Below are 5757 nucleotides of genomic sequence, written 5' to 3'. Positions count from 1 at the left end.
GGTCCCGTCGGCTGTCGTGGCCCTGGATGAGCTTCCGTTGACCGTCAACGGGAAGCTGGACCGCAAGGCGCTGCCCGCCCCCGACTTCGCCGCGGCCGCCGGCGCTGGGCGGGGTCCGGCGACCGTGCGGGAAGAGCTGCTGTGCCAGGCGTTCGCTGAGGTGCTCGGCCTGGATGCGGTCGGGGTCGATGATGACTTCTTTGTTCTTGGTGGTCATTCGCTGCTGGCGGTGCGGTTGGTGAGCCGGTTGCGGGTGGTGCTTGGTGTTGAGGTGTCGTTGCGGGTGTTGTTCGATGCTGCGACGCCGGCGCGGTTGGCTGGTCGGCTGGCTGGTGCGGGGCGGGCTCGTCAGGCGTTGGTGCCGTGGGAGCGGCCGGAGCGGTTGCCGTTGTCGTATGCACAGCAGCGGTTGTGGTTCATCGGTCAGTTGGAGGGTCCGTCGGCGACGTACAACCTGCCGACCGTGCTCGGGTTGCCCGCCACGGTCGATGTGGCGGTGTTGCAGGCGGCGTTGCTGGATGTGATGGGCCGGCACGAGGTGCTGCGGACTGTGTTCCCGACGGTCGGTGGTGTGCCGTTGCAGCGGATCATCGCGGCCGGGGATCTGGACTGGCGGTTGCATACCAGTGTCGTGTCCGCGGTGGATCTTCCCGGTGTGGTGGAGGCGGCGACCCGGTACGCGTTCGATCTGGCGGTGGAGGTGCCGATCCGGGCGTGGTTGTTCGATGGTGGCTCCGGTGAGCGGGTGCTGGTCGTTGTGGTGCATCACATTGCTGGTGACGGTTGGTCGATGCGGCCTCTCGCGACGGATCTGTCGGTTGCGTATGCGGCCAGGGCGGAGGGGCGGGCGCCGCGCTGGGCGCCGCTGCCGGTGCAGTACGCGGACTATGCCTTGTGGCAGCGGGACCTGCTGGGTGACGAGACCGATCCTGACAGTCTGATCTCCCGCCAGGTCGCCTACTGGCGGCAGGCTCTGCACGGCGCGCCCGAGGAACTGACTTTCCCGACAGACCGCCGCCGCCCGGCCGTGGCCGGACACCACGGCCACTCGGTGCCTGTGACGGTGCCGGCGCACCTGCACGCCCGGCTGCTGGAGGTGGCGAAGGCTCAGGGCGTGACAGTCTTCATGCTGTTGCAGGCCGCCCTCGCCACACTGCTGTCCAAGCTCGGCGCCGGCACGGACATCCCCATCGGGGTCGCGACCGCCGGCCGTACCGACCAGGCACTGGACGATCTCGTCGGGTTCTTCGTCAACACCCTGGTGATGCGGACGGACCTGTCGGGTGACCCGACGTTCGTCGAGCTGCTGGGCCGGGTGCGCGAGACGGCACTGGCCGGTTTCGAGCACCAGGACGTGCCGTTCGAACGCCTCGTCGAGGAACTGGCGCCGGCCCGCTCACTCGCGCGTCACCCCTTGTTCCAAGTCATGCTGGCCCTGCAGAACACTGCGGCGCTGGACCGGCCCGGCGGCCAGGCGGCGCCGGCCGAGACACCGGCGGCGGCAGTCACGTCCTCGGCGAAGTTCGACCTCGAGATCTCGCTGTCCGAGGCATTCGGCGACGGCAACGCCGCCGCGGGCCTGTACGGCGAGCTGACCGGTGCCGCGGACCTGTTCGACGCCGGCACCGTCGCCGTCATCGCGAGGCGGTGGGTCCGGGTGCTGGAGACCGTGCTGGCCGACCCGTCCACTCCGATCTCCGGAGTGGACGTGCTGGACGCCGATGAACGACGCCGGGTGCTGATCGAATGGAACGACACCAAGGTCGACGTGCCCGCGGCGACCGTGCCGGAGCTGCTCGCCGCGCAGGCACCTGACGCCCTCGCGGTGCTGGGCGAGGGTGTCGCCTTGACCTACGCCGACCTGGATGCGCGGGCGAGCCGGCTCGCCGGGTTGTTGACCGGCCGCGGCGTGGGTCCGGAGTCGGTGGTCGCGGTGTATCTCGACCGCGGTGCCGACCTCGTCGTGGCGTTGCTGGCGGTGTGGAAGGCCGGCGGTGCGTACCTGCCGATCGATCCGGAGTTGCCGGCCGAGCGGGTCGCCTTCATGGTCGCCGACGCCGCCGCGCACTGCGTGCTGACCTCAACGGATCGAGCAGCAGGCGCACCCACGACCTTGCCTTCGGTCGTCGTCGACGCCGTCGAGGCGACCACAGCGACCGGCGGGGAGGGAGTCGACGCACCGCACCCGGACCACCCGGCATACGTGATCTACACGTCGGGTTCGACCGGCACGCCGAAGGGCGTCGTCGTCACCCACGCGGGCCTGCGCAGCCTTGTCGCCGCGCAGGCGCGCCGGTTCGACCTGACCCCGCAGAGCCGCGTGCTGCAGTTCGCGTCACCCGGTTTCGACGCCGCGAGCGCCGAGATCTTCGTGTCGTTGTGTGCGGGCGCAACCCTGGTGGTGGCCCCGGCCGACGACCTGTTGCCGGGCCGCGGACTGGCCACGACGGTCACCCGGTTCGGCGTGACCCATGCGACGCTGCCACCGGCGGTCCTGACGGTTGCGGCGCCGGATGACCTGGCGACGCTGTCGACCGTGGTGTCTGCTGGTGAGGCGTTGCCCGCGGACGTGGTGCACCGGTGGGCCCCCGGCCGGCGGCTCGTGAACGCCTACGGCCCGACCGAGACGACGGTGTGTGCGGCGATGTCGCAGCCACTGTCCGCCGGTGACGAGCCGGTGATCGGCGTCCCGATCGTCAACACCCGCGTGTACGTGCTTGACGAACGGCTGATGCCCGTTCCGGCCGGTGTGACCGGGGAGTTGTACGTGGCCGGTGCGGGTCTGGCCCGGGGCTATCTGGGCCGGACGGCGTTGACGGCCGAGCGGTTCGTGGCGGATCCGTTCGACAGCGGGTCGCGGCTGTACCGCACCGGCGACCTGGTCCGCTGGACGTCCGGCGGAAACCTGGCGTACCTCGGCCGGGCCGACGAACAGGTGAAGCTCCGCGGATTCCGGATCGAGCCCGGCGAGGTTGAAGCCGTCATCGCCGCCCACCCGCAGGTCGACCGGGTCGCCGTCATCGCCCGCGAGGACACACCCGGCGACAAGCGCCTCGTGGCATACGTGGTCGGCGTCGTCGACAGCGCGGAGCTTCGCGGATTCGCCGGTCAGCGGTTGCCGGAGTACATGGTGCCTTCGGCGGTGGTGGTGCTCGACGGCCTGCCGCTGACGACCAACGGGAAACTGGATCGCAAGGCCCTGCCCGCACCCGACTTCGCCGCGACCGCCGGATCCGGGCGGGGCCCGGCCACCATCCGCGAAGAACTGTTGTGCCAGGCGTACGCCGAGATCCTGGGCCTCGAACAGGTCGGCGTCGACGACGACTTCTTCACCCTCGGCGGGCACTCGCTGCTGGCCGTACGCCTCGTCGAGTGGCTGCGGGTGCGCGGCGTGTCCGTGTCGGTGCGGACACTGTTCACGTCGCCGACACCGGCCCGGCTGGCGGCCGCGGCCGGCCGCGCGGAGGTAGACGTCCCGGAGAACCTGATTCCCGCCGGCACGCAGGTGATCACACCGCACATGCTGCCCCTCGCCGACCTGACCGAGGCGGAGGTCGCCGCGGTCGTCGCGACCGTCGACGGCGGCGCGGCCAACGTCGCCGACATCTACCCGCTCGCCCCGCTGCAGGAAGGCATCCTCTTCCACCACCTCCTGGCGGACGGCGGCGACGACGTGTACGTGACGTCGTTCGTGCTCGAGTTCGCCGACCGCGACCGCCTCGACCGTTTCGCCGGGGCGCTCCAGCACGTGATCGACCGTCATGACGTGTTCCGGACGTCGGTCGTGGTGTCGGGCCTGCGCGAACCGGTACAGGTGGTCTGGCGGGCGGCGACGCTGCCCCAAACCGAGGTGCGCCTGCCCGTCGAGACGACGGACCCCGTGGCGGCACTGCTGTCCGCTGCCGGGTCGGCAATGGACCTGGGCCGCGCCCCGATGCTCGACCTGCACGTCACACCGGCCACCGACGGTCGCTGGCTGGGCGTCCTGCGCGTGCATCACCTGATGCAGGACCACACCGCGCTCGACGTGGTGACGGCCGAGATCGAGACCGTCCTGGCCGGCCGGGCGGACCAACTGCCGGAGCCGCTACCGTTCCGGAACTTCGTCGCCCATGCCCGCGCCGGGCTCACCAGCGGCGAGCACGAGGCCTTCTTCCGCGAGCTGCTGGCCGGGGTGGACGAGCCGACCGCGGCGTTCGGGGTGCACGACGTCCGCGGCGACGGCTCGGCGGTGGTGCGTGCCGGCTTCGGGCTGGCCCCGGACGTCGCCGCGCAGCTGCGCGACACGTCCCGGCGCCTGGGTGTGAGCCCGGCGACGGTGATGCACGTGGCGTGGTCGCGGGTCCTGTCGGTCGTGTCGGGCCGTGAGGACGTCGTGTTCGGCACAGTGCTCTTCGGCCGGATGAACGCGGGTGCGGGCGCGGACCGGGTGCCGGGCCTGTTCATGAACACGCTGCCGGTGCGGCTCGTCACCAAGAACCTGGACGTCCAGGACGCGGTGGCCGCGATGCGCGGCCAGTTGGCCGGGCTGCTGGAGCACGAACACGCCCCGCTGGCGTTGGCCCAACGGGTCAGCGCGGTCCCGGCCGACCAGCCGCTGTTCGCCACGCTGTTCAACTATCGCCACAACAGCGCGCCGCCGGCCCAGGGCGACGCGGAGAGGGACGGAGACGTCGGTGTCCGGACCGTGTACACCCGGGAAAGCACCAACTACCCGCTGACCGTGTCCATCGACGACGACGGGACCTGGTTCGGCCTCACCGTGGACGCGGTCGACCCGATCGATCCGCAAGCGGTCGCCGAGATGCTGCACACCGCCGTCGCCCACCTCGTTTCGGCACTGGAAAGCACCACACCGGTGCCGCTGTCGGAGATCGGTGTTCTCAACCCCGGCGAGCTCGACCGTGTCCTGCACGAGTGGAACGACACGGCGGCCGACGTCCCGGTGGCGACGTTGCCGGCTCTGTTCGCCGAGCAGGTGGCGCGCACGCCGGATGCGCCGGCGTTGGTGTTCGAGGGTGAGTCGTTGTCCTTTGCGGAGCTGGACGGTCGGGCGAACGGTCTGGCGCGTCAGTTGATCGAGCGTGGTGTGGTCGTGGATTCGGTGGTGGGGGTTTCGCTGCCGCGTGGTTTCGACTTGGTGGTGGCGTTGTTGGCGGTGCTCAAGGCCGGTGGTGCGTATCTGCCGATCGACCCTGATCTGCCGGCGGAGCGGGTCGCGTTCATGGTGGCGGACGCGGGTGCGGTGTGTGTGTTGTCGGAGGGCCCGTTTGCCGGTACGGCGACGGCTGCGGATGTTGTGGTGGTGCCGGGTCAGGCGGCGTATGTCATCTACACGTCGGGTTCGACGGGTGTGCCGAAGGGCGTCGTGGTGTCGCACGAGGGCATCGTGAACCGTCTTGTCTGGATGCAGGCGCGGTTCGGTCTGCGGCCGGGTGATCGGGTGTTGCAGAAGACGCCGTTCGGGTTTGACGTGTCGGTGTGGGAGTTGTTCTGGCCGTTGATCCAGGGTGCCACGATGGTGATCGCCCGCCCGGGTGGTCATCGTGATCCTGGCTATGTCGCGGAGCTGATCCGTGCTGAGCGGGTGGACACGGTCCACTTTGTGCCGTCGATGTTGGAGGCGTTCCTGGCCGTGCCGCAGGCGGCTGAGTGTGGTGGTCTGCGGCGGGTGGTGTGCTCCGGCGAGGCCCTGAGTCCAGCCGCACGCGACCGGTTCTACGAGAACCTTCCGGGTGTCGGCCTGTTCAACCTGTA

1 protein-coding gene is annotated in these 5757 nt (G+C 70.3%); it reads left to right on the top strand.

From position 1 onward, the window contains the following. Positions 1-37 precede the first annotated feature (37 nt). Positions 38-5757 (top strand): amino acid adenylation domain-containing protein (locus ABZ321_RS58065; protein WP_354905650.1); only part of this gene is annotated, 5720 nt, incomplete at its 3' end.

The organism is Dactylosporangium sp. NPDC006015 (assembly GCF_040614215.1).
GTDB classification, from domain to species: Bacteria; Actinomycetota; Actinomycetes; order Mycobacteriales; family Micromonosporaceae; genus Dactylosporangium; species Dactylosporangium maewongense.
This window is presented reverse-complemented; position numbering and strand designations above follow the sequence as displayed.